The organism is Mycolicibacterium wolinskyi str. Jessa 2025 (assembly GCF_049241375.1).
GTDB classification, from domain to species: domain Bacteria; phylum Actinomycetota; class Actinomycetes; order Mycobacteriales; family Mycobacteriaceae; genus Mycobacterium; species Mycobacterium wolinskyi.
Map to the genome: position 1 here is coordinate 7,037,832 of NZ_CP185960.1, position 18,848 is coordinate 7,056,679.

General features: G+C 66.8%; 20 protein-coding genes and 1 pseudogene. 13 read left to right on the top strand and 8 right to left on the bottom strand.

Translation table 11 applies throughout. The features are described 5' to 3' along the window. Window positions 1–23: 23 nt before the first annotated feature. The 4 genes from ACOI2T_RS34750 to ACOI2T_RS34765 all read right to left on the bottom strand — a co-directional run bounded on the left by ACOI2T_RS34750 (window position 24) and on the right by ACOI2T_RS34765 (window position 4,295). On the bottom strand, window positions 24–1,247 hold the full coding sequence (locus tag ACOI2T_RS34750; RefSeq protein ID WP_409502849.1) for an alpha/beta hydrolase fold domain-containing protein: 1,224 nt from the start codon (window positions 1,245–1,247) through the stop codon (window positions 24–26). Window positions 1,248–1,311: 64 nt separating this feature from the next. Then, window positions 1,312–2,484 (bottom strand): ABC transporter ATP-binding protein, encoded by a 1,173-nt coding sequence (locus ACOI2T_RS34755; RefSeq protein WP_409502850.1) that lies wholly within the window; start codon window positions 2,482–2,484, stop codon window positions 1,312–1,314. Between the two features lies 1 nt (window position 2,485). Next, window positions 2,486–3,166, bottom strand: a complete 681-nt coding sequence (locus tag ACOI2T_RS34760; RefSeq protein WP_409502851.1) for a phosphonatase-like hydrolase — start codon at window positions 3,164–3,166, stop codon at window positions 2,486–2,488. Window positions 3,167–3,179: 13 nt separating this feature from the next. Then, a complete protein-coding gene (locus tag ACOI2T_RS34765) occupies window positions 3,180–4,295 on the bottom strand; it encodes a TIGR03364 family FAD-dependent oxidoreductase (RefSeq protein ID WP_409502852.1) in 1,116 nt (371 codons plus the stop codon). A 109-nt stretch (window positions 4,296–4,404) separates the two neighbouring features. On the opposite strand from ACOI2T_RS34765, the gene ACOI2T_RS34770 reads away from it, so the two are divergent. The 3 genes and pseudogenes from ACOI2T_RS34770 (at window position 4,405) to ACOI2T_RS34780 (ending at window position 6,573) form a co-directional block, all read left to right on the top strand. Beyond that, window positions 4,405–4,920 (top strand): HD family phosphohydrolase, encoded by a 516-nt coding sequence (locus tag ACOI2T_RS34770; RefSeq protein ID WP_409502853.1) that lies wholly within the window; start codon window positions 4,405–4,407, stop codon window positions 4,918–4,920. Beyond that, entirely contained in the window at window positions 4,917–5,612 is a 696-nt protein-coding gene (locus ACOI2T_RS34775; RefSeq protein ID WP_067848517.1) for a GntR family transcriptional regulator, read from the top strand. Before ACOI2T_RS34770 ends, ACOI2T_RS34775 begins: the two co-directional genes overlap by 4 nt. A gap of 65 nt (window positions 5,613–5,677) precedes the next feature. Then, window positions 5,678–6,573: pseudogene (locus ACOI2T_RS34780) on the top strand (alpha/beta hydrolase). On the opposite strand, the gene ACOI2T_RS34785 reads toward ACOI2T_RS34780, so the two are convergent. After that, complete coding sequence (locus ACOI2T_RS34785) at window positions 6,553–6,807, bottom strand: hypothetical protein (protein ID WP_085150263.1); 255 nt, start codon at window positions 6,805–6,807, stop codon at window positions 6,553–6,555. The pseudogene ACOI2T_RS34780 and the gene ACOI2T_RS34785 sit on opposite strands and share 21 nt — an antisense overlap. After that, entirely contained in the window at window positions 6,807–8,342 is a 1,536-nt protein-coding gene (locus ACOI2T_RS34790; protein WP_409502855.1) for an APC family permease, read from the bottom strand. The genes ACOI2T_RS34785 and ACOI2T_RS34790 overlap by 1 nt, the downstream gene beginning before the upstream one ends. Before the next feature lie 184 nt (window positions 8,343–8,526). On the opposite strand from ACOI2T_RS34790, the gene ACOI2T_RS34795 reads away from it, so the two are divergent. Genes ACOI2T_RS34795 through ACOI2T_RS34840 form a run of 10 tightly spaced genes read left to right on the top strand, consistent with a single transcriptional unit; the run spans window position 8,527 to window position 16,312 of the window. Beyond that, the gene (locus tag ACOI2T_RS34795) at window positions 8,527–9,807 is read left to right on the top strand and encodes a class-III pyridoxal-phosphate-dependent aminotransferase (RefSeq protein WP_067848532.1); all 1,281 of its coding nucleotides are present in this window, start codon (window positions 8,527–8,529) and stop codon (window positions 9,805–9,807) included. Next, window positions 9,804–11,363 carry an aldehyde dehydrogenase family protein gene (locus ACOI2T_RS34800; RefSeq protein WP_409502856.1) on the top strand — a complete coding sequence of 520 codons (1,560 nt, stop codon included), beginning with the start codon at window positions 9,804–9,806 and terminating at the stop codon, window positions 11,361–11,363. The genes ACOI2T_RS34795 and ACOI2T_RS34800 overlap by 4 nt, the downstream gene beginning before the upstream one ends. 5 nt (window positions 11,364–11,368) lie before the next feature. Beyond that, entirely contained in the window at window positions 11,369–11,980 is a 612-nt protein-coding gene (locus ACOI2T_RS34805) for a BMC domain-containing protein (RefSeq protein WP_067848538.1), read from the top strand. Next, the gene (locus tag ACOI2T_RS34810) at window positions 11,977–12,462 is read left to right on the top strand and encodes a hypothetical protein (RefSeq protein WP_409502857.1); all 486 of its coding nucleotides are present in this window, start codon (window positions 11,977–11,979) and stop codon (window positions 12,460–12,462) included. The genes ACOI2T_RS34805 and ACOI2T_RS34810 overlap by 4 nt, the downstream gene beginning before the upstream one ends. After that, a complete protein-coding gene (locus ACOI2T_RS34815; RefSeq protein WP_067848544.1) occupies window positions 12,459–12,710 on the top strand; it encodes a EutN/CcmL family microcompartment protein in 252 nt (83 codons plus the stop codon). Before ACOI2T_RS34810 ends, ACOI2T_RS34815 begins: the two co-directional genes overlap by 4 nt. 10 nt (window positions 12,711–12,720) lie before the next feature. Further along, window positions 12,721–13,002, top strand: a complete 282-nt coding sequence (locus ACOI2T_RS34820; protein ID WP_085150254.1) for a BMC domain-containing protein — start codon at window positions 12,721–12,723, stop codon at window positions 13,000–13,002. Window positions 13,003–13,004: 2 nt separating this feature from the next. Continuing rightward, window positions 13,005–13,682 carry a microcompartment protein gene (locus ACOI2T_RS34825; protein WP_409502858.1) on the top strand — a complete coding sequence of 226 codons (678 nt, stop codon included), beginning with the start codon at window positions 13,005–13,007 and terminating at the stop codon, window positions 13,680–13,682. After that, a complete protein-coding gene (locus tag ACOI2T_RS34830; RefSeq protein WP_409502859.1) occupies window positions 13,682–14,686 on the top strand; it encodes a phosphotransferase enzyme family protein in 1,005 nt (334 codons plus the stop codon). Before ACOI2T_RS34825 ends, ACOI2T_RS34830 begins: the two co-directional genes overlap by 1 nt. A 29-nt stretch (window positions 14,687–14,715) precedes the next feature. After that, the gene (gene fabG / locus ACOI2T_RS34835; protein ID WP_409502860.1) at window positions 14,716–15,495 is read left to right on the top strand and encodes a 3-oxoacyl-ACP reductase FabG; all 780 of its coding nucleotides are present in this window, start codon (window positions 14,716–14,718) and stop codon (window positions 15,493–15,495) included. 49 nt (window positions 15,496–15,544) lie between these two features. Further along, window positions 15,545–16,312 carry a GntR family transcriptional regulator gene (locus tag ACOI2T_RS34840; protein ID WP_067848560.1) on the top strand — a complete coding sequence of 256 codons (768 nt, stop codon included), beginning with the start codon at window positions 15,545–15,547 and terminating at the stop codon, window positions 16,310–16,312. A 7-nt stretch (window positions 16,313–16,319) separates the two neighbouring features. Here the strand turns inward: ACOI2T_RS34840 and ACOI2T_RS34845 are convergent, their stop codons facing one another. Both ACOI2T_RS34845 and ACOI2T_RS34850 read right to left on the bottom strand, forming a co-directional pair. Next, on the bottom strand, window positions 16,320–16,682 hold the full coding sequence (locus tag ACOI2T_RS34845) for a hypothetical protein (RefSeq protein ID WP_409502861.1): 363 nt from the start codon (window positions 16,680–16,682) through the stop codon (window positions 16,320–16,322). A 45-nt stretch (window positions 16,683–16,727) separates the two neighbouring features. Next, window positions 16,728–18,848: a catalase gene (locus ACOI2T_RS34850; protein ID WP_409502862.1), complete on the bottom strand. Its 2,121-nt coding sequence runs from the start codon at window positions 18,846–18,848 to the stop codon at window positions 16,728–16,730.

An 18,848-nucleotide genomic window follows, 5' to 3' on the forward strand; every position in this document is an offset into this window, starting at 1 on the left:
GTGTACCTCCCCTGTGGAGGCGTCTATATAACCGCTTTAGTCCGGTCAATCGTCCGGTTTCGGTGAATTTCGTTGAGGAACAAGCCAATTGCGGTGGCCATCGCTCCGGTCCTGGCCCCGTCGGTCATGTCGAAGGCGTGGCCCGCGCCAGGCAGTTCCACATAGCCGACCGGGGCACGCGACACCGCTTTGAGACGGTCGACGAAGCTGCGCGCCTGCGCGACCGGGATGACGGTGTCGGCCGTACCGTGAACCACCAGGAACGGTGGAGCGTCCGGATGGATCTGGGCTATCGGCGAGGCAAGCCGGAAGATCTCCGGGTGCCGGTCGATCTTGCGTTTGACCACAACGCGTTCCAGGAAATCGACGAACCGCACCCGTTCGGCGGTCGAGCGATCCTCCCAGTCGTAGCGGCCGTAGATGCCCACGACGGCATCGACCGTGGTGTCCGAACTTTCGGACAGATCACCCTGCAGATCGGGGTGGTTGGGGGTCAGGCCGGCAAGGGCGGCCAGGTGTCCGCCCGCCGAACACCCGGCGATCGCAACGAAATTTCGGTCCCCACCGAACTTGTCGACATTCGCGCGCGCCCAGGCGATCGCGGCCTTGACGTCGGTGATGTGACGCGGCCAGCGATGGTGCGGCGCCACGCGGTAGTCGATCGACAGACACACCCAGCCCTGCTGCGCGAGGTGCGACATCAACGCGTAACCCTGCAGCATGCGGCTGCCGTGGACCCACGCGCCACCGGGGACGAAGATCAGCACTGGCGCCGGTTCGGTCGGCAGATCCTTTGGCCGCCACACGTCGAGCAACTGCGACGGACTGTCGCCGTAGCGTACGGAGGTCCGGTAGACGCTGCGCCGGTGCGCGATCGTGTTCCACAGCGGCGGCATGCTCTGCGGCGCGGGCCAGTCGATCGCCAAATCAGCGGCGGCCACGAGGTTTTGCAGTGCCTGCCGAGCAACGGAATTGGTCTTGTCTCGATCCGCCTTACGCAGCCCGGCCGGATCCGGGGCCAGCCAGGACCTCGCGGATGCGGCGACGAAGTCGGGCATGTGGCGGAAACCCCACACACTCATGGCCGCCATCGCACCGAGCGGTTCCAGGTGCTTGCCGACGACGGGCAGCGAAGCCGATGCGACGCTCAATGCCAGCATGTGATCGGCAGGCTTGGCGTGTAGCAACCACCGGGCGCGGCTGGCCAAGCTCGGTCCGGAGTACCGGGTATCCGGTCGTGCCGTCATTTTTCGAGCCTACCGCGCGGCACGGCCCATCAGTCGACAACTTCGCGAAGTTGTTCACTGCGAATTACCCCGCTCGCACGAGGACACCGGCCGGTTCGGGGATGCGCACACCGACCTCACTGCCCACCTCGAAGCGGGCATGGCCAGGTACGTCGACCTCGATCAAGTGGTCGGGCAACTGGTTGACCGAGGCCACCAGCCGCGTCGTCGCACCGCGCCATATCGCGGCATTCACGGTGGCGCGCAGGGCGTCGCGATTGCCGAGTGACACGACCTGCAAGGCGTGCGGACGGATACACAGCAGTGCGGCCGAACCCGGCGCCCAGTCGATCCGGCCCACCGCCGGTTGCGGCGCCTCGGCGCTGACCGTGCGATTCGCGACCGTCACCAACGCCGAGGTGCCGATCACCCGGCCGACGGTGCACGGCAGCAGGTTGGCTCCGCCGAGGAACGTGGCGGTGTAGGTGGTGGGCGGACGCTTCCAGAGGATTTCAGCCTTGTCGACGTCCACGAGCCGACCATCGGCCATCACCGCGATGCGGTCGGCCAGCGCGAGCGCCTCTGCCGGGTCATGGGTGACGTAGAGCATCGCGATGTCCGGCAACGTCTTCTTCAGTTGTTGCAGCTCGACCAGAACGGACTGCCGCAGTTGGACATCCAGCGTGGCCAGTGGTTCGTCCAGCAACAGCACCGTGGGCCGGATGGCCAGCGCCCTGGCGATCGAGGCGTGCAGCTGCTGGACGTCGGAAAGCTCACGCGGAAAACATCTTCCGTAAGACGTCATGTCGGTCATCCCGAGCGCCTCGGCGACCCGGCCCTCGATCTCGCGCCGCGGGACACGCTGGGCCCGCAGACCGAATGCGACGTTGTCGGCCACCCGCATATGCGGGAAGAGCGAACTTGACTGCAGCACCACCCCGATGCCCCGCTTGACGGGTGGCAGGCCGGTGATGTCGCGACCGGCCGCCCAGAGCGTGCCCGAGCTGGGCCGCACGACTCCGGCAAGGGCGCGAAGCGCAGTCGACTTCCCCGCTCCGCTCGGTCCCAGCAGTGCGACCGTCTCCCCTGGCGCCACGCGCAGGCTGAAGTCGATCAGCGCAGGCGTCGCCCGCGCGCCGCGGCCGTACGACACGCCGACACGGTCGAAGACGACAGCCGGGGTCGCCGGTTCCTTCGCGACGAACCGCCGCCGGGCCAGGCCGGCAACGCTGACGTCGCCCAGTCCGGTATCGGTCATCTCAGCGCAGCAAAAGATCTGCGAAGTCGGTGATCGACCCCACGACATGGGTGGCGCCGGCGGCCCGCAACTGCTCCTCGACATGCGCGCCGGTGAGCGCGCCCGCGGCAATCGCGACGCCCGCACGGCGGGCACTTTCGACATCGTTGGCGGTATCGCCGAGGGCGGCGACATTGGCGACGCCGTCGGCCTGCAGACGGATGAGCGCGGTCAGGATGAGATCGGGGTACGGGCGGCCACGCACGCCGTCGCCCGGGGCGAGCACGAGGTCTGCCACGTCCTGCCAACCCAGCGCGGCGAGCAGCTTTTCCTGGGTAGGGCCGCTGAACCCGGTCGTCAGGGCAACCTTGATGCCGGCGTCACGCAGTTCCGTGATCGCCTCTGCCGCACCGTTTATCGCGTGAGCCTGACCGTTGTCGATCAGCTCGGCGTAGGTGCGCTCGAATTCGGCGTTCGCGAGCTGCGCGAGTTCCTCGGTGTCGAGCAGTGCGCGGAACACGACGATCTTCGACTGCCCCATGGTGTCGAGTACGTATTGACGCGCGTTCTCCCGCTGCTCCCCTTCCGCGGGGATCCCGGCCGCGGTGGCGGCGGCCTCGAAGGCGCTGTTCACCAGACCGTCGTCGGCCACGGTGGTTCCGGCCATGTCGATGACAGCGAGCTGGATATCGTCGTTCGGCATTCTTCTTCCTTACTCAGAGACCGATCAGGTCTGCGGTCTGCTCGGCGATGGCCGGGCCCAGCGTCATGCCCCGGCCGCCCGGACCGGTGATCACCCACACGTCGTCCTCGGGTGCGGCGCGGCACACCAACTGGTGTGGATCCAGGCATTGGCTGTAGACGCCGGCCCAGCGCTGCCGGATCGGCGGAAGTGCCCGGCCGAGGAATTCTTCGACGACGTCCACGAGGTAGGCGTATGGCGCTTCGTGCACGTCGAAACCGAACGGCTCGTCGTACTCGTGCGTGTCGCCGATCGTCAGACCACCGTGCAGCCGCTGGACGCACAGCAGTTGCATGTGCTGCTCCTCGGCGACCGGATGCTGGGTTTCGTTGCTACGCAGGGTATCCAGCGCGGGCCCGGCGAATCCCGGGTAATAGCGGAAGCTGTCGGCGTCGGCGATCGCGGTGGTCAATTGTTCGTCGAGCGGTTCGGTCTGCATCATCTGCAACCGCACCCGGCGCACGGGAAGTTCGCCGGCGAGGTCGCGCACCAGCCCGCCGTGGGCGGCTCCGGCGCACACCAGCACGAGGTCGGATTCGTACCGGTTGCCGCGGTCGTCGCGCACGGTCCGGTTGTCCACCGCGCGCGCTTCGGAACCCGCGACGAACTCGTAACGCCCACTGGCAGTGAGGTATTCACGAATAGCCGGCAATGCCTGGCGGGATTCGACCGCGGCATCCAGCGAGCAGTGCAGGCCACCGACGTAACGCCCACGCAGCGCGGGATTGAGCGCGCGCACCTGCTCGGGATCCAGCAGGGTGAAACCGCGATGTCCGGCGTCGGCGCGGGCCGCGGCCTCTTCGGCCACCGCGAACTCGGCTTCCGTTCGCAGCAGGGTGATGGATCCCGCAGGGCGGAAACCGATTCCGGGTATGTCCGCGCCGAGTTTCTCCCACAGTTCGCGCGAACGCAGCGCAGCTTCAAGCTCAGCGGTGGACCGGCCCGACACCCAGATCAGGCCGAAGTTGCGTACCGTGGCGCCCCGCGCCTCCCTTTCGCGTTCCAGGTGCACCACCCGGTGCCCGCGATGCACCGCTTCGAGTGCGTGGGCTGTGCCGAGGATGCCGCCACCGATGATCGTCACCCGCATAACCGTTGACCCTCTCGACTGATCAAGTCCGTCCCGCCACCTGAGGGTGTTGTGTCGCCGAACAGCAGGTTAAGAACTGGTATAGACCAAACCCGGGTACGCTGTCATCATGCAACACGTCGAGGAAGTCGGCCGGGTACTGCGCTCACTGCGTGGGGTGTGGGACGAGGAAGCCGTCGACGAACTGGATCACGCCCTGCAGTCGGCGGCCCGCGCCCGCGACGACGGCGCCGACGACGAACTGGTGCTGGCCGCCGCGCTGCACGATCTTGCCCACAGCCCGTTGTTCCACGGGCCCCATGCCGAGCGCCACGACCTGTTCGCGCGCGAATGGCTGTCTCCGAGATTCGGCGAACGAGTGGGCTGGCTGGCCGGTGCGCATGTCGCGGCCAAGCGGTATCTCGCGGCGACCGATCCGGGCTATGCGCTGTCGGACACGTCTGCGGTATCGCTGCGCCACCAGGGTGGTCCGGGTGTCGACGCCGAATTCGTCGACCATCCGTGGTTTTCCGACGCGTTGCGCCTGCGCCGCTACGACGACGCCGCCAAGGATCCGTACGCTGACGGGATGACGATCGACGATGTGCTTGCCGTCGCCGAACGCGTTGCCCGGCAGGCGATATGAAGCCTCTTCCCAAGCCCTACGTCATTCGGACCGCGCTCGACACCATGCTCGCCGATCTCGCCGAGGGCGACCCGGTGCCCGCCGAGCGCGAACTCGCCGTGCGATTCGGGGTGGCGAGGGAAACCGTGCGCCAGGCGCTGCACGAGCTGCTGGTCGCCGGACGGATCGAGCGGCGCGGGCGAGGCACCGTGGTGTCGCGGCCCAAGCTCACCCAACCGCTCGGCCTGCAGTCCTACACCGAGGGCGCCCTCGCGATGGGGCGGCGGCCGGGCCGTCTGCTCGTGACGTGGGAAACCGTCGAGGCCACCACCGAACTCGCCGCCGGGCTCGACGTTGCGCCGGGCGCGCCGGTCATGCACCTCGAACGCATACTGCTCGCCGACGATCAGCGCATCGGCCTGGAGAGCACATACCTGTCCTCGGCCCGGTTCGGACACTTGCACGACAGCTTCGATCCGTCGACGTCGCTTTACGCCGCGATCCGCGCCGGCGGCGTCGACTTCGGCTCGGCAACCGAACGCATCGAGACCGCACTGGCCTCACCCAGGGAGGCCACGCTGCTCGAGTCGTCGACAGCCATGCCGATGCTGCTGCTCAACCGCCGCACGGTAGACACCGATGGGTTGCCCGTCGAAATCGTGCGGGCGCTGTATCGCGGCGACCGGGTGGCGTTCGAGACCCTGCTGACGTGACAAATTCTTGCGAGACCGCCGACCTCGTCCCACGCTACTGAACGCCACACGGTAGAACAGACGGTGTGACGTCAGCCACTGAGGCCACCGCGTTTCATCCCGATCTGGAACGCATCGCCCGCTTCATCCCGCGCCAACTGGTCACGCGCCGTACGCTGCCGATCTTTCAGCGCCTGACCGGCCTGCAGGGTCGTCGCACCCCGAAGGATGTCGAGGTGTTGACGCTGACCTCGGGCGCAGGCGTCCGGTTGTTCCGGCGGCCGGCCGCGCGACACCCGGCCCGGCGCTGCTGTGGATGCACGGCGGCGGATATGTGCTCGGGAGCCCGGCCCAGGACGACGCGCTGTGCCGGCGCTTCGCCAACGAGCTCGGCGCCACGGTGGCCGCCGTGAAATACCGGCTCGCACCCCAGAACCCATACCCGGCTGCGCTTGAGGACTGCTACTCCGCGCTGACGTGGTTGGCCGCGTTGCCCACGGTCGATCCCGCACGCGTCGCGATCGGCGGGGCAAGCGCGGGCGGTGGCCTGGCCGCTGCGCTGGCCATCCTGGCCCGCGACCGTGGGGTACCACTGGCCGCGCAGCTGCTGGTCTATCCGATGCTCGACGATCGCAGCACGGGACCGGAGCTCGATTCGCCGGGACACCGGCTCTGGACCCAGGGCAGCAACAAGTTCGGGTGGGCGGCGTATCTCGGTGACGCCGACCCGGCTCTCGCGGTGCCTGCCCGCCACGAGGATCTGTCGGGCCTCGCGCCGGCATGGATCGGCGTTGGCACGCTCGACCTGTTCCACGACGAGGACCTCGCGTACGCGGAGCGGCTCCGGGCAGCGGGTGTGCCCTGCGAGGTCGAAGTGGTCGACGGGGCCTTCCACGGCTTCGACCAGATCGCACCAAAGACGCCGGTGTCACGCGACTTCTTGGCCAGCCAGTTCACGAACCTACGGGCGGCGTTCGCCTGACCGGGCCACCATCCGCTGCTTGCGCAGGTACACACAGGCTTGCTCAAGCAGACACCGGTCCGGCGTGGGGAGCGACCGGACCCGGGGCAACAGGCCCGTGACGACGCGAGCGAACCGGCCGCACAACTGATCGGCCGTCATGCCGAACTCAAGCCAGACATCGTCCTCGCGTGGACCCCCATAGGGAGCCCACGCGAGGACGAACCTCAGTAGGTCACGCTCGTACGAGTCCATCAATCCCGTATTTCGGCGTCCTCGTACACGATTCGGCCGATCAACTCATAGCGGCGCGGATCGCGCAGCTTGAAGTAGGTGGCCATGGCAGCGCCGAAGACGAACAGCCCCACCACGATCCACGGCGTCAGCTGGAACAGCAGCGTGCCCGACGCGGTACCCGCCGCAGTGTCGCGGTGCTGCCACAGCAGATAGACGACATAGAGCATGCCGATCCCGCCGAGGCCGGGAGCGACGAGCGTCTTGAACCAATGCTTGGACACCGGGTGGTTCTTGCGGATGTGGAAGTAACTGATCACCGAGAACGCACACAGCGACTGCACGATCAGGATCGCCATCGTTCCGAGGATCGCCAGCAGTGTGTACATGTGCACGTAGGGGTCCATGCCGGCGAACAGGAAGGCCAGGACGATCACGAGCGTGATGCCGCTCTGCACGAACGACGCGATGTAGGGCGAGCCATGCTTGGGATGTGTTGCGCCGATGGTCTTTTGCAGTCCCACGGACAGACCCTCACGCCCGAGCGCGTACAGGTAGCGCGACGCGCAGTTGTGGAACGCCATGCCGCACGCGAACGACCCGGTGACCAGCAGGATGTTGAACACGGTGATCGCCCACTCGCCGTAGGTGCCGCGCACCGGGCCGAAGAAGATCTCCGACGATGTCGCCGCGTCCTGCGCGAGTTCGACCGACTGCTGCGGACCGGTGCCCGCGATCGCCATCCACGACACGAAGACGTAGAACAGGCCGACACCCAGAACGCTCAGCATCGTCGCGCGCGGGATGATGCGCTTGGGATCGCGGGACTCCTCGCCGTACATCGCCGTCGACTCGAAGCCGACCCATGACCAGAACGCGAAGAACAAGCCGAGACCCGCACTGGCACCGGCGATGCCCGCCGCTGGCGTGAAGGCGCCGATCGGGTTGAGCGTCTCGGCGACGGCGAAGCCGTCGGGACCGCCGCCCTTGAACAGCACCGCCAGCGCGCCGAGAGCCAGCATCACGATCTCGGTCACCAGGAACACACCGAGCACCTTGGCGGTCAGGTTGACGTCGAAGTACGTGAGGATTGCGTTGGCCGCCAACATGAGTAGCGCGGGCACGATCCAGTGGATGTGGATCCCGAGTTGGGACAGGAACAGGTTCTGGAAGAAGAACGCGAAGATGCCGATCAGCGAAGCCTCGAACACGACATAGGCCATCGTGATGAGGGCGCCGCTCGCCATGCCGACGATTCGGCCCAGACCGTGGGAGATGAAGCCGTAGAACGCCCCCGTGGCGGTGATGTGCTTGGCCATGGTCGCGTAGCCGATGGCAAACAGTCCGAGCACGATCGTGGCCACGATGTACCCGGCCGGCGCGTGTGAACCATTTCCGAAGCCGACCGCGATCGGGACGTTGCCGACCATTGCCGTGATGGGCGCAGCGGTGGCTACTGCCATGAAGATGACGCCGACGGTGCCGACGGCGTTGCGTTTCAGTCTCTGGACATCATGAGCTGCATTTTCGCTACCAGCGACAGCTTGATCGGTCATCTAGCGGAATACCTTCCAGGTTACAGTGGACGTTCGGTGTGGCCTGCGCCACAGTGCGAACCCTACGTATATTGGCACTACCAAATGCCTATGGCAAGGCCCTTTCTGAACCATTGACATAAATGGTTGTAACCGTTTACGGTGAGGGCCATCACAGCTACCGGGTAGCTCAAGAGGGAGCCGCATGTACGACTACGGCACGTTCGCATTCGCGTCCAAGGCCGAGGTGCTGGAACAAGCCAAAACGTTCTGGAATCCGGACAAGACACAGTTCTGGACCGACTCCGGCGTCGATCTGGTGATCGACCGCCGCGAGGGGTACTTCCTGTGGGATATGAGTGGCCGCCGCCTGATCGACATGCATCTCAACGGCGGCACCTACAACCTGGGCCACCGCAATCCCGAAGTGATGCAGGCGATCTCGGAAGGCATGTCGCACTTCGACGTCGGTAACCACCACTTCCCGTCGGTGGCCCGCACGGCACTGGCGCAGCGACTGGTGGCTACGGCTCCGGCGTCGATCAGCAAGGTGGCCTTCGGATCCGGCGGCGGCGAGGCCATCGACATCGCGCTCAAGAGCGCGCGGCATGCCACCAAGCGCCGCAAGATCGTCTCGATCATCAAGGCCTATCACGGTCACACCGGCCTGGCCGTCGCGACCGGCGACGACCGGTTCGCCAAGATGTTCCTCGCCGACCTGCCCGAGGAGTTCATCCAGGTGCCGTTCGGCGACGTGGCCGCCATGGAACAGGCGCTTGCCGGCAACGACGTCGCCGCCGTCATCATGGAGACCATCCCGGCCACTTACGGATTCCCGCTTCCCCCACCGGGTTACCTGGAAGCCGTCAAGGCCGCGACCGAGAAGCACGGCACGCTCTACATCGCCGACGAGGTACAGACCGGGCTCATGCGCACCGGCGAGCTGTGGGGCATCACCAAGCACGGCATCGACCCCGACATCCTGGTGACGGGCAAGGGCTTGTCGGGCGGTATGTATCCGATCACCGCGGCGCTGCTGAGCGAGCGCGCCGCGCAGTGGCTCGACGAGGACGGCTTCGGCCACATCTCGACGTTCGGCGGCGCGGAACTCGGCTGCGTCGCGGCGATCAAGACGCTGGAGATCTGCACCCGCCCAGAGGTGCGGTCGATGGTGCATTACATCGCCGACCTGTTCGACCAAGGGCTGCGCCGCATCCAGGACGACCACCCGGACTGGTTCGTCGGCGTCCGGCAGAACGGCGTGGTGATCGGGCTGGAGTTCGACCATCCCGAAGGCGCCAAGTTCGTCATGCGCGAGCTCTACGAGAACGGGGTGTGGGCGATCTTTTCGACGCTGGATCCCCGTGTGCTGCAGTTCAAACCGGGTCTTCTCCTCTCACGTGAACTGTGTGAGGACGTCCTGGACCGCCTCGAAGTCGCGGTGTCCCGGGCCAAGACCGCTGCGAAGGGACGAAAAGCATCATGACAAACGTTGCGCAGGCCGGCCACATGCTCGAACGGGCCCGCTGGGCCGCCGCAGCCTATGCCGATTATGACGCCGCGACCGTGGCAGACATCGTCAACGCCGTGGCCGACGCGGGCTATGCGCAGGCCGAGCGGTTCGCCGCCGAGGCCGTCGCCGAGACCGGTATGGGAGTCGTCGCCGACAAGGTGATCAAGAACCGGGCGTGCTCGCGCGGCATCGTCGACTTCTACCGTGGGGAAGACTTCGTGTCCCCACGGATCGACGAAGCCCGCAAGATCGTCGAGCTGCCCCGGCCGGCGGGTGTGGTACTGGCCCTGACGCCGACGACCAATCCCGTTGCGACCGTGTACTTCAAGGTGATCCTCGCTCTGATGACACGTAACGCCGTCGTCGTCGCACCGCACCCGCGGGCCAAGCAGTGCTCGGCCGACGCCGCGCGGGTGCTTGCCGAGGCCGCGGTGGCGGCGGGTGCGCCCGACGGCGTCGTGCAGGTCATCGACGAACCGTCGATTCCCCTCGTGCAGGCGCTCATGGCCGACGAGCGCACCGACGTCATCGTCGCGACCGGCGGCACCGGCGTCGTCCGCGCCGCATACGCGTCGGGCAATCCCGCGCTGGGTGTCGGTCCCGGCAATGTGCCGGTGTTCGTCGACGCGAGCGCCGATGTCGCCGCGGCCGCCAAGCGCATCGTCGACAGCAAGGCCTTCGACAACTCGGTGTTGTGCACGAACGAATCGGTGTTGATCGCCGAGGATTCGATCGCTGACAAGCTGCGCGGGGCGTTGACCCGGGCGGGCGCCCACATACTCGACGAGGACGGTGCGCGCCGGCTGCGGGCCTACATGTTCGCCGACGGACACCTCAACACCGACGTGGTCGGCCGGGATGCGGCATGGATCGCGGGACAGGCCGGTTTGCGGGTCACGCCCAAGACGCGCGTGCTCGTCGCGCCGTTCACCGATGTGGTCGCCGAGGAGATGCTCGCCCACGAGAAGCTGTCCCCGGTACTCGGCATGACCACCGCGGCCGACGCCGCCCGCGGTATCCGGGCCGCGCGTGCGGTGGTGCGCATCGGCGGTGCCGGCCACTCGGCGGCCATCCACAGCGAAAACCCGGCCGTCATCACCGATTTCGCCGCGCAGGTGCCGGTGTTGCGGGTGTCGGTCAACGTCGGCAACAGCACGGGCAGCTCGGGCCTGGACACCAACCTGGCGCCGTCGATGACGATCGGCACCGGCTTCGTCGGCCGCAGCTCGATCGGCGAGAACCTGCAGCCCCACAACCTCGTCAACTGGGCCCGGGTCGCCTACAACAGCGAACCCGGCGTGGTGATGGGCAATTTCGCGGGCATCAACCCCTGGCGTTCGCCGGCCGGCCCGGTTCCGGAGTATCCGCGTGCCTCCAACGACCGCGACGGTGCGCCGTCCCGGACAAGCACCGCGGCGCGCCGCTCGTACCCGACCGTCAACCGGCCCGGCGACCCCGGACTCGATGCGCTGCGTGCCGAGTTGCGGGCGCTGGTCGTCGAAGAACTCGCTCAACTGATCAAGAGGTGACAGCTGTGGCACAACTGCGTTCCTTCATCTTCATCGACCGGCTGCAGCCGCAGACCATGTCGTATCTGGGTACCTGGATCAAAGGTGCGTTGCCGCGCGCCGACATGGCCGCCCAGATCATCGAGGTGGCCCCTGGCCTCGACATCGAGGGGGTCACCGACGTCGCGCTCAAGCACGCCGAGGTGAAGGCCGGGATCCTGGTCGTGGAACGGCAATTCGGGTATCTGGAGTTCCACGGCGAAACGGGTGCGGTCAAGGCCGCCGCCGACGCCGCCCTGGATTTCCTCGGTGGTGACCCCGACGCCGCGGTGCGCCCGACGGTGCTCGCGTCCCGGATCATCTCCAGCATCGATCACCAGCACGCGTTCCTGATCAACCGCAACAAGATCGGATCGATGGTGCTGCCGGGCGAATCCCTGTTCGTGCTGGAGGTCCAGCCTGCGTCGTATGCGATCCTGGCGACCAACGAGGCCGAGAAAGCCGCCGACATCAAAGTCGTCGACTTCCGGATGATCGGCGCCACGGGCCGGGTGTACCTGTCGGGCGCCGAGGCCGACGTCCGACAGGCCGCCGAGGCCGCACAGGACGCGCTGGCCGTGCTGCAGGGTGTGCGATGACCTATCCCCGCGAGGAACTGCGCGCGCTGGTGCGCGAGGTGGTCCGCGAAGCCGTGGCAGGTCTCAAGACCGCGCCAGTACGCAGCGAGCCGGCCCCGCCACCGCCGCAGACGGTCGCCGAGCAGATGGGTCTGGAACCCACCGGACCGCGAACCGTCGAAGGGCGCAACCGCACCGAAGAGGTGCGGCTGGCCAACGACAAGGACCTGGACTCGTTCGTGCGGAAACTGTTGCGGCTCTTCGAAAGCCCGAAGACCCGCGCGGACCTCAAAGCCGGCCGGTTGAGTTTCCGGCTCGCCGGCGCACCGCTCACGTCCGGCGGTCCGGTCACCCACCGGATCGAAAGCGGTGCGGTGACCGAACGGCACATCGCCGACATGGCGGGCGGCACGCTCGTCCTGGGCCGCCGGGCGGTACTGACCCCGCTGGCGCGGGAGAAGGCCAGGGCTCTGGGGATCACGATCGAGAAGGAGCGCAAATGATTTCAGCGACAGTCACCGGCAACGTGTGGTCGACCCGCCGGATCGACGGCGTCCCGGCCGGCGCGTTCCTCGAGGTCGAGATCGACGGATCGGGCTCGCGGATGATCGCCTTCGACGTCCTGGGCAGCGGGGTCGGTGAACATGTCCTCATCGCCCAGGGTTCGGTGGCCGCGAGCTGGTTCACCGGCACCCCGCCCCCGATCGACGCCCTCATCATCGGATCCATCGACAACAACCCCAACCAATAAGGAGAAACCAATGTCCAGCAACGCAATCGGACTGATCGAGACCAAGGGTTACGTGGCCGCGCTGGCAGCCGCCGATGCCATGGTGAAGGCCGCGAACGTCACCATCACCGACCGTCAGCAGGTCGGCGACGGGCTGGTCGCCGTGATCGTCACCGGTGAGGTCGGTGCCGTCAAGGCCGCGACCGAGGCCGGCGCCGAGACCGCATCGCAGGTCGGCGAACTGGTCAGCGTGCATGTCATTCCGCGTCCGCACAACGAGCTCGGCGCGCACTTCTCGGTGTCCAGCAAGTAGCCATGGCTCCGCCCGACACCGTGACCGAGACGGCGCGGGAACCTGGGATCCGCACCCAGATCCGCGTCTACCTCCTGGTCGAGGATCTCCAACGCCAGTTCGCCGCCTATCTGGGGACACCGACCCGGGCCCGGGGATACCCGCCGTACGAAGGCGAACACGCGCTGATCGTCGAGGTCTCCCCGGCCTTGGCGATCGAGCGGGTGATCGATCTGGCGTTGCGCGAGGTCCCCGGCGTGCAGCCCGGAATCCTCTATGTCGAACGGCAATTCGGCGTCCTGGAGATCCATTCGGCCAACCTGGACGATGTCCGCCGGGCCGGCGAGGCGATCCTTGCCGGTACCGGCAACAAGGCAGCCGACCAGCTGCGGCCCCGGGTGCTCTACCACGACATCATCGAGGACATCACCGACCAGCACGCGGTGATCCTCAACCGCAACCGGCAGGCCTCGATGATCCTGCCGGGCCAGTCGCTGCTGGTGTACGAGATGACGCCGGCGTTGTTCGCCGCGGTGGCGGCCAACGAGGCCGAGCGGGCCGCGCCGGGGCTTACGGTGGTGGACGTGCAGATGATCGGGGCGGCCGGCCGGCTGTACATCGGCGGCAGTACGGCCGATGTCACGATGGCCCGTGACCGCATAACGGCGGTGTTGGCGGGGATCGAAGGACGGGAGCACTGATGAGCGTGATCTCGGACGACCGGGTCGTCGCGCAGCTTGCGCTGGCCGACTACGACATCTCGCCCGACGCGTCGCTGCGGCTGCTGAACTTGTCGGAGAACGCCACCTATCTCGTCGAAGACGGCGGCACGCAGTCGATCCTGCGGGTGCACCGGCAGAACTATCACCGCCCGCACGAAATCGAATCGGAACTGGACTGGCTGGCGGCGCTGCGCGCTGACAGCGATGTCACCGTGCCGACGGTGCTGCCCGCGCGTGACGGCCGCCGGCTCGTCAGCGTGAAGAGCGATGACCCGGCCGGGACCACCCGCCACGTCGTGCATTTCGACATGGTGGGTGGTGTCGAGCCCGACGAGAGTTCGCTCACCGTCCAGGATTTCCACACGCTGGGCTGTATCACCGCTGCGCTGCACGAGCATTCGCAGCGGTGGACCAGGCCTGCGGGTTTCGGCCGGTTCTCGTGGGACTGGGAGCACAGCCTCGGAGCCCAGCCGCGATGGGGCCGTTGGCAGGACGCGGAAGGCGTCGGGCCGACCGAGACGCGTCTGTTGGAACGGGCCCAGATGCTGTTGCGGCAACGCCTGGAGAAGTACGGCACCACACCCGACCGGTACGGCCTGATTCACGCCGACCTGCGGTTGGCCAACTTGCTGGTCGCTCCGGGTGACGGGGAATCGCAGATCACCGTCATCGATTTCGATGACTGTGGATTCGGCTGGTATTTCTACGATTTCGGCACCGCGGTGTCATTCATCGAGGATGACCCGGCGTTGCCGGATTGGCAGGCGGCCTGGGTCGAGGGTTACCGCACCCGCCGCGAACTACCTGCGGCCGACGAGGAGATGCTGGCCTCGTTCGTGCTGCTGCGCAGACTGCTGTTGCTGGCCTGGATGGGCAGCCACAGCCACTCCAGAGAATCGGCCACCAAGGCGATCAGCTACGCGGCGGGCAGCTGCGAACTGGCCGAGCGTTACCTCAGTTCCGACGGCCTGAGCCTCACCTGAGCCCATCACAATTCCCGAAGGACACAGCCATGTTCACTTCTCTGCAGGGCCGTTCGGCCATCGTCACCGGCGGCAGTAAAGGTATCGGCCGCGGCATCGCCCAGACGTTCGCCAACGCGGGCGTCGACGTGTTGATCACCGGGCGCAATCAGGCCGACCTCGAAGCCGCGGTCGCAGATCTGGCCGACGCGCCGGGCCGTGTCAGCGCGCTGAGCGCCGATGTCTCCAGCCCCGAGGACGCGCAGCGTGCGGTGGCAGAGGCGGTGCAGCGGCACGGCGGTCTCGACATCGTCTGCGCCAACGCCGGAATCTTCCCGTCGGGCCGGTTGGAGGAGCTCACGCCCGAAGACATCGAGCAGGTGCTCGGCGTCAACTTCAAGGGCACGGTCTACATCGTGCAGGCGGCCCTGCAGGCGCTGACCGCCAGCGGTCACGGTCGCGTGGTGATCACGTCGTCGATCACGGGTCCGATCACCGGTTATCCGGGCTGGTCGCACTACGGGGCCAGCAAGGCCGCGCAGCTCGGCTTCCTGCGGACCGCCGCGATGGAACTCGCGCCCAAGAAGATCACGATCAACGCGGTGCTGCCGGGCAACATCGTCACAGAGGGTCTCGGTGAAATGGGCCAGGATTACCTCGACCAAATGGCCTCCGCAGTGCCCGCCGGCCGGCTCGGTTCGGTCGCCGACATCGGCAATGCGGCACTGTTCTTCGCCACCGACGAAGCGGCCTACATCACCGGCCAATCGCTGGTCGTCGACGGTGGGCAGATTCTGCCGGAATCGCATCTGGCCATCGCCGAACTCTGAGGCACCTCCGGCTAGAATTGGCTGGACCAATACACGGTGAGGGGGCCGGGTGGCAATCCAGAGCGAGGAGTTGCGGCGTCGCATAGTCGCCGACATCAACGCGGGTGCCCCCGGCGCGAAACTCGGCAGTGAACGCGATCTCGCCGACCGCTACGGCACCAGCCGGTCCAGCCTGCGCCAGGTTCTGGCCGCCTTGGAGGAGGCGGGGCTGGTGCACCGGGTCATCGGCCGGGCCGGCGGCATCTTCATCAGCCACGGGCAGGTCGAACGCAACCTTTCCGACGTCGTCGGGGTGCCGGCCTTCCTGGCCAACCAGGGCTATATCGCCGGCACCCGCGTCCTGTCCACGCGGATCACGACACCGGACCAGGCCACCCGGACCGCGCTACGCCTCGGACCGGGCGACTACGTCGTCGAGATTCAGCGGGTCCGCCTGGCCGACGGCTCCCCCATCTCGCTCGAGCACGCCCAGTTCCCGGCCGACGCCTTTCCCGGCCTGCTCGAACAACAACTGGGCGGGTCCCTCTACGAAATCCTCGAATCCCAGTACGGCAAGGTCGCCGGCCGCGCCGACGAGCGCATCGAGGCCGTCAACGCCACCAGCAGTGAAGCAACCCTGCTCGGCATCAAACCAAAAGCCGCGCTGCTGCTGATCACTCGCGTCACATACGACCAGGACGGGTCACCGTGCGAGTTCTCGCGCGACCTGTTCCGCGGGGACCGCACCGCGCTGGCGGTCACCGCGAAAGGCCAAGGGATCGCCGCGCAGGCCGACGCGAACACCGCGTCGGTCACGCTTCAGCGCCAGGCCGGTTGACTTTCGGTCACCGAACCACCGGGAAGAGGGACTCCTCTCCGTCATCCGGCCTGTCATCCGGCCCGTCCTCGCGCCGGTCGTCGGGGTGCACGATTTCGACGTCTCTCGGCTCGGCCGCGGTTTCGTCGATGTCACGTGGCGCGGGCTCCTGCGCGGAAACATCCGGTTCTTCGGCTTCGAGCTTGCGGTCGAGCGACTCCTCGGGTTCCGTCTCATCGGCGGCCTGCCAATCCTCCGGCGGATCGACGACCTCGTCACCGTCGGCGTTGGCCACCTCGTCCGAATCCGTTGCCTCACTTGGCGACAGCGTGTCGTCCGGACCGCCTTCCTCGGGGGTCTCGGACGTCACGTCGCTGCGTTCGTCAGTCATCTCAGTGGGGTGCCCACGGCACCGGCCGGGGAAACACGTCGATCATCACGCCGGCACCGCGTCGGTTTCGCGGTCCCACACCCGGTGTAGGGCCAAGGCGTCGGCAACCGCGTCGACGAAATCGGCCGAGACCTCACCGGTGGCGGCCGTCGTCACGACGCCGCGCTCGGCGGTGACGTCGCCGCTTTCGGACACCTGCTCACCCACTCCCGCCGTACGCAGCATCTCGCAACCGTCGCCGAAAGCCGCGACGACCTTGAGGTGCTTGTAGGCCTCCCGCACGAAGTGCACCGCATAGCCGTCACCGGTCAGCCCACTGACCGATTCAGCGCCGCCCGGCACCACAACGGCGTCGTAGAGCACCGAGGCCATCGTCGTCATGCCGCGATCGACCGCCAGCTCACCGCCGGACGCGCCCTGCAACGTGCCGCCACCCGCAGGTGCGAGCACCTCGACCGTCGCTCCGCGTTCATCCATTGCGGCGCGGAACTGCTCGACGGCCGCCACGTCGACTCCGTTGTCGGCCAACAGTGCGATCTTTCGCGTCTCGATGCCGCCGCTGACAAGATTGAGCTGGGACAACGCCGGTGACTCCGGCAGGTCCAGCTCGATCGGCACCGCGCTCGGCGCAGGCAGACCGAGCTTGGCGGCGACCTGTGAAGCGAGATCGTTGTCCACCAGGTTGAGCTGCTCGACGACCCTGGGCCTGATACCGGTCGACTCGTGGACCTTGCCCAGCTCGAATGCGAACGCAGCGACGATGTGCCGGGCTTCCACCGGCGACATGCTCTTCCAGAACAGCCGGGCCTGACTGTAGAAATCCTTGAAGCTCTCGGCCCGTTGCCGGATCTTGTGGCCGTCGACCTTCTGCGTGTAATGCCGGAAGACGTCCTCGTCGGCGAGTGCCGGGCAGCCGCCCCCGAGGCTGTTCTTGAAGTAGCTCGTCTTGCCCCGCGGAATGGTGTGCTGGCTGTATCCGTCGTGCTGGTTGTTACGCACCTCGGCGATCGGCCGGTTGACCGGAAGCTGGGCGAAATTCGGGCCGCCCAGGCGAATGAGCTGCGTGTCGAGATACGAGAAGTTCCGGAACTGCAACAGCGGATCATTCGTGAAGTCGATGCCCGGCACGACGTTTGCCGTGTGGAAGGCCACCTGCTCGGTCTCGGCGAAGAAGTTGTCCGGATTCCGGTTGAGCACCATCCGCCCCACGGGCCGTACCGGGACCATCTCCTCGGGAATGATCTTCGTCGAGTCCAACAGATCGAACGGGAAGTTGAACTCGTCCGACTCATCGACCAGCTGCACGCCGAGTTCCCACTCCGGGTACTGGCCGGATTCGATGGAATCCCACAGATCTCGCCGGTTGTAGTCGGGATCGGTACCCGCAATCTTCTGGCATTCCTCCCACAGCAACGAGTGCACGCCGAGCCGCGGTTTCCAGTGGAACTTGACGAAAACGCCTTTACCGGAGGCGTTTACGAACCGGAACGTGTGCACGCCGAAACCCTGCATCATCCGGTAACTGCGCGGCAACGCGCGGTCGGACATCAGCCACATGATGGCGTGCAGGGTTTCCGGCTGCAGCGATACGAAATCCCACAGCGTGTCATGCGCGGACGCCGCCTGCGGAATCTCGTTGTGCGGCTCGGGTTTTACCGCGTGCACGAAATCCGGGAACTTGATGCCGTCCTGGATGAAGAACACCGGGAAGTTGTTGCCCACCAGATCGTAATTACCCTGCTCGGTGTAGAACTTCGTGGCGAAACCGCGGACATCGCGCACGGTGTCGGCCGATCCGCGTGAACCGGCGACCGTGGAGAACCGGACGAACACCGGAGTCTGCAGACCGGGTGTCGTGAGGAACTTCGCGGCCGTGTACTCGGCCAGCGAATCGTCGTAGGGCTCGAAGAACCCGTAAGCTCCTGCGCCACGCGCATGCACCACCCGCTCCGGTATGCGTTCGTGGTCGAAATGGGTGATCTTCTCCCTGGCGTGGAAGTCCTCCAGCAGCGTCGGGCCGCGCTCCCCGACCGTCAGCGCATCGTCGGTGTGGTCGACCCGGACACCTTGCTGTGTCGTGAGATATCCGGTCGCCCGGTCCACCCGGTTCTCGTCGAGCTGGTCTTGTTTCGGATTTGCCTTGCCATCGTTTACGTCGGCCACCAT